Genomic DNA, 5,027 nt, shown 5'->3' on the forward strand with positions numbered 1-5,027 from the left:
TATTGACACAAAATAGGGGGTTAAAGCTATGATATTTAAGTGTTTTTTCTGTCGGTTTTTTTACTGTATTTTTAATGGATTTTTCTGCAGAAATTGCCCGATAAACTGACTTAAGTGATAAACCTGTAATTTGGGCTATATCTTTAGCTTTCTTGCCCATTTTATGCAGTTTTCGGGCTTGTTGGCGTTGTTTTGCGTACTTATAGCCTTTTGCTTTACCGCCTTTTTTACCGCATTTAGATGCTATCTGGCTAATTTCTGATTTCGTATATTTCTGATGTTCACCAAATGAGCCGTAACAAAAGCTAGTTATGCTATGGCAAATCGTAGCAACTTCACTAATAGAAAGGGGTGGACTGCACTTCGCCTGATTCAGTTCTTGAGCAAAATCATTAATGCAATTTTCAAACTGGGTGAATGTCCATTTCTTGCCGTTTTTGTTATAGAGCGTATAAGCATGCTGACGGACTGTATCAAAAAGATATTGATTGCGTTCACCGATTTGCGCAGTGCTTTGGACTTGCATTGTTTTTTGAATGCTTTTTTCTTTTAGACGATCAATAAACGGCTTAGCAACAACTTCTAACTCAGAGATTCGAGCAAGTTCATACATCTCATAGCTTGTTGAACGCATCCCGATCACGTCCCAATGCTTTGAATAGGGGTTTTTAGCGATAAAGTTATGATAAGCATCATCACCGCCAAATATGGCGTTTAAATGGCGTTTGAGGGCTTTATAGAGACTGTGTGCTTTTGCGCTGTAGTTGGCTTTTTTGTTGCTTGTATCAATACAGACCCAATTTTTAAGACAGTAAACAAGCTGAACATGCTTATTAGCTCGATTTTTAATAATTAAGTTTGGAATAGGGGCATTTAAAGTGCCATAGATAAAGGCTTCGATACTGTCTGCAATAGGTTTGTCTATATCTATGATCAGTGTGCCGACTTTAAAGTCTGTAGCAGTCTTTAAATATGCGAAATCAGCAAAATCAGGCTCATCTTTGTGAAACCAAGTTGGTTTTTCACCTGCGAGTGCAAGTTTTGAAGCCCATAACGGACAACTATCGGGAATTGAAAGACGAAAAACGCTAAGAGATGCGTCAAGATCAGACTTTTGAGTCTGTTGTTCTTCGTAAAGTAAGGCTTTTTTGCGTAAATTAAACGCTGTTACAGTTTTTATCATAAACAAGTCTATAGTTTTGACTTGTTAATTCACTGTATCCACCGCATAATATAGGAATACATCGTGGATTCAGTTACTAACAAGTCGACTGATGAAGCCAAAAAGAAGCCTTGTGTCGTCGAAAACTGGGGCTTTTTTTTGGTCTGTACTTTTTCTAATTCAAGAAAATGTATCTAATTGCTCTCAATTTGAAGCTACTCTACAACTAATGCAAGATTTTTTTTCGATTTGGTTGTAAATCTTGAAAAATAAATCTGTTACCTCATCAAAACCTGCAATTTGTTCAAAATTAAGACACTTTTTTTTCGAGTACAGCAATGTAAAACATTGCTACGCAGAAAAATAAAGGGTCATCTTCTACTTTTACGCTTGATCACGTTGAATGCTTGATTTAACTCAATCGGGTCATAGTTCAAGCTTTTACACAAAGTAAAAAAGTTTTGATTGTCCATTTTTTCATGACACCAATTTAGCTGTAACAGCCAATGCTTTTCTGCATTTAATTGTTCGTACACATCATGTAAATAAGACAAGTCTACATTTTCCATTTCAGAAAAAGTAAGCATTGCAGCATAAGCAACGTCACTGATTGATGATGTTTCAAAGTGCTTGCTAATATCTATTTTCATAATTTTTTCATCTCCTACATTGTGAATCCGTTGTCATTATTACGTTCAATAGCTTTTGTTTCAGCCTTCGGCTGAAATAACGGTTTAACTTCGTTTTCTTTTTTAACAAGATGATTTAAACGATTTTCATTTGAAGTTCGTTCAAGTGAGAATGTTCGATTGAGCTTTTGTCGAGTGTCGTAATTCAGATGACAGCCTGATTTTTTCATATAATCAATAATGCGCTCATCATTGCGTATCATCTTGTTTACAATATCAATTTCATCTCGACTTAGCCCCTTTTCGTAGTGCTTATAGTGTCCTAGTTCTTGAAATTTGGTTTCGATGTAGTAAGCGACTTGCTCAATATTTCGATTCTTAAATGCTTCATGCTGACGTTCTGACCAAACAGAAATACGCTCCGCAGTCGGTGAGCGATAACCATTGTTTTTGAAATATCGAGTTAAATCAGTACAGGGCTTCGGTTTAATCACAATATTACTGAGTTGTCGTGCAATTAAATCAATGTGTTTAGTTGTTCGATCAAGTTGTTGACTGAAAGTTCTAGCTTCTGAAGCTTGTTGTTTAACTCGCTGACGTTGATTTCGTTGTTTGTTGCTGTATTCAGTGATGATGCTGTCGAAAGTGCTTTCGTTAATTGCGATTGTGTGAGCTGTATATCGTCCAGCTTCGGCTTTAGTTCTTGATTGATCTTGCTCTGCACTAATTTTTCGATATTCGAGTTGTTCAACACAGTGAGCAATTTCTCTTGCAAATGTTTTTGCGCTTGCATTCCGAATTTCTGTAAAGATTCTGTCAAATCGAGTTGCGGAACTTGGCTCATCTGCTGAATTAGTGCTGTGTTGCGCTGTTCTAAGTGCTCGATGTACTTCTTCTGCTCGTTGATACAAGTCTGCTGTAGCTCGTTCTGTTTCTGTAGCAAGCTGACTTGCTGACTGATTAACTGCTGTAATTCGCTCATTCACTTCACCAATAAAATTATGATCAGAATTAGCAGTAACGCTGTGCATGATACTGACAAAATTAGACTGATTTTCTGCTGTTGTTGCTGTGTCTGTTGTTGCTCTAAGCTCTGAATATTCAAGTTTTCGGCTTGCTTCACTAAAGTTTGGACTTGATTCAATAACTTTGCTGATTTCTGTGTGAGCTTGTAAACTGACTCCGTTTGGTCTTGGGTTTTGCTGATCAAAACTTGGCTGTGCTGTCGTATCTCGCTGTCTATGATCTGCAAGCGTTGTCGAGTATTTGTCTGCAAAGAATCTAGCTCTTGATTCAGTTGCTCGTTGAAGTTTGTTATAGAGTTCATTAACTCGTTTTGCATCGACTTCATTTGCTCTTGATGCGCTTTGATCTGCTTCTGCTCTAGCTCGATTTTCTGCGTAAGCAGTGACATTGAATCCATCTTTATAAAACTCCCCTGCCATTTTTATGGCTGTCTTATCACCATGAAATTTAATAGAAATAGTATCTTTTGCGTTTCGTGTGATGATTCCATACTCTGACAATGTTTTGACAACATCACTACGGTCTTGAATCACGCCCGCATTGATACGTTGAGCAACGATTTTATTTAAAAGCTCTTTTTTTTCAGGCTTGGTTTTACCTGAAAAATTAATTTCAATGGCCGCTAATCTTTGGGAATGTGTGTGGTGCGGTAGCTGCACATCAGCTTTCAGGACTGCTAAATCATCAGGTTTGGACCAGGAGTATTTTTCATTTAAATAATCCCGAACTTTGTCGAAATATTTTTCGTGTCCTGGAGGAGCAATATTTAATGACTTACCTGTTGCAAGATCGACTCGTGGTACTAGAACATGCACATGCTTTGAACCATCCTGAGCTACGTGTAGCACGGCATTCATGTGATAGCGTGTCGGGTCTAAATCAGCAAAAGCATGTTTTTCAAATTGATCTAATGTTTCTTGAATCTGTGCATCCGTTGGATTGTCGTCTTTTGACCATGCAATGACAGCGGAGCTGTAGCGATAATCAAAATCTAGGCTTTCAGTAATGGCAACGAATGTTTGTGCATCACCTCTAAGCGTTTCAATCTGAGGGCGTAAGTCGCCCTTGCTGTCTTTCTCAGCAAGTAAGTAGCCAACGGCTTTCCGTGGACAGCCTTTGCCGTGCTTGGTGAATTTAATGTGCATCGGTTTCGACCTCCGTTAGCTCAACGGCTTTGATGACTCGACTTCGTGCATTTTCGATAGCAGTATCGGACATTGTTGTTTTTTTAATTTCACCAATCACGCTATGTATATCTTCTTGAATTGCTTGAAGCACTTGCAGACATTCGATAAAGCTAAATTCTTGAGTGAGATCCAATTCAGATGCTTTGTCATTTTTAATTAAATTCAAGGCTCTAGCGCACTGATTCAGATTTGTACCAACTCGCCCAAGTTCCATCAATAATGCTGGGTCTACTTTTGGCGGTGCCCGATGGTGCTTTTTTTGTTTGAGTGGAAATGTGGGTTTCACATAGTTTTCAATTTCAACTAAATGAAATTCTGCACTAATCGCATTTTTAATTAGTCGATTGTTGAAGTCACTAAACTGTAAGTTTCTTTTCTCAAGAAAATCATCAAGCTGATTTTTTTCATCAACTGTCAGACGTAGACGTTTAACTTCTGATTTCGGATTGATCTTTTTAAATTTTGTTAAGTCTTCATCATCCATTTTTACCACTCCCCTGCTTTGGGTTTTAGGTTTTGCTTTTGGGGGTTTGGGGGCGAAGCCATCCAACAAGACTTCTGTGCTACAACTTTTCGGAACTGCGTAGCAGGGCTGAAAATTGTAGCTACAGAGTAGGCTTGCTTAATTACAATAGCATCTTGCTTTTGTAGTAACAATACTCATCAGAGTGTTGTTACACAAAGCAAAGGCTATCTGTAATTATCGGGTCGTGAGTTGTCTGAGGGGGGAAAAGCAAAAACAAACTCTTTGCTTACGACTAAGCTTAAATATTTAATTGATTAAAGAGTTTCACAGTTTGAATATTTGAAGTTTTAAGATTTAGAGGCTTTAAAATACGCTTTGGCTCGCTTCGCTCGCATACAAGATGAGAATTACTACGTAATTCTTTTACCAAGAGCACACTACACTGATAGCTATTGACACAAAATAGGGGGTTAAAGCTATGATATTTAAGTGTTTTTTCTGTCGGTTTTTTTACTGTATTTTTAATGGATTTTTCTGCAGAAATTGCCCGATAAACT

Annotated in this window: 5 protein-coding genes; all 5 read right to left on the reverse strand. The window is 37.8% G+C overall.

All coding sequences use genetic code 11. The features are described 5' to 3' along the window. Positions 1 to 1,183 (reverse strand): replication initiation protein (locus tag FTU91_RS15600; protein WP_180082796.1); only part of this gene is annotated, 1,183 nt, incomplete at its 3' end. 350 nt (positions 1,184 to 1,533) lie between these two features. Further along, positions 1,534 to 1,812, reverse strand: a complete 279-nt coding sequence (locus FTU91_RS15605) for a hypothetical protein (protein WP_180082797.1) — start codon at positions 1,810 to 1,812, stop codon at positions 1,534 to 1,536. A gap of 14 nt (positions 1,813 to 1,826) precedes the next feature. After that, positions 1,827 to 3,962, reverse strand: a complete 2,136-nt coding sequence (locus tag FTU91_RS15610; protein ID WP_180082798.1) for a hypothetical protein — start codon at positions 3,960 to 3,962, stop codon at positions 1,827 to 1,829. Next, entirely contained in the window at positions 3,952 to 4,488 is a 537-nt protein-coding gene (gene mobC, locus FTU91_RS15615) for a plasmid mobilization relaxosome protein MobC (protein ID WP_180082799.1), read from the reverse strand. Before mobC ends, FTU91_RS15610 begins: the two co-directional genes overlap by 11 nt. A 280-nt stretch (positions 4,489 to 4,768) precedes the next feature. After that, the coding region (locus FTU91_RS16490) for a hypothetical protein (RefSeq protein WP_218944807.1) at positions 4,769 to 5,027 on the reverse strand (259 nt) is incomplete at its 5' end.

The sequence above is a fragment of the Acinetobacter sp. YH12201 genome (assembly GCF_013418145.1).
Classification (GTDB): domain Bacteria; phylum Pseudomonadota; class Gammaproteobacteria; order Pseudomonadales; family Moraxellaceae; genus Acinetobacter.